Origin of the sequence: Paraburkholderia sp. SIMBA_054, assembly GCF_046534875.1 — a bacterium.
In the GTDB taxonomy this organism is placed as follows: domain Bacteria; phylum Pseudomonadota; class Gammaproteobacteria; order Burkholderiales; family Burkholderiaceae; genus Paraburkholderia; species Paraburkholderia hospita.
Map to the genome: position 1 here is coordinate 1 of NZ_JAWRXV010000519.1, position 300 is coordinate 300.

Genomic DNA, 300 nt, shown 5'->3' on the forward strand with positions numbered 1-300 from the left:
TAGGTGAAAGAGATCATTTTACCAACACGCCAAACTTTTTTGATTTTAGAGATGTCAACTTCTTTTTCTTCACCTTTGTATTTGAATTTAACGGTCGCACCACCACCACCGGTACCAGATTTTTTGATGTTCAGCCAAGAGGTCAGACCGGTCTGTTTGGTTGTCTGCCAACGCAGGTCTTCTTTACGGTAACCGAAACCTTCCAGGATACGCAGAACCGCCGGCAGAACCTGGTTTTCGATGTAGTATTCCGCGTCGTATTTGTGTTTACGCGGGTCGTATTCTTCCGCCAGGATCGCA

At 46.0% G+C, this 300-nt stretch carries 2 pseudogenes; both read right to left on the bottom strand.

Going from position 1 to position 300, the window contains the following annotated elements:
* A pseudogene (locus SB822_RS56155) lies at window positions 1-128 on the bottom strand (hypothetical protein); the annotation flags it as partial.
* Window positions 117-300 (bottom strand): annotated as a pseudogene (locus SB822_RS56160) (hypothetical protein); the annotation flags it as partial. The pseudogenes SB822_RS56155 and SB822_RS56160, both read right to left, overlap by 12 nt.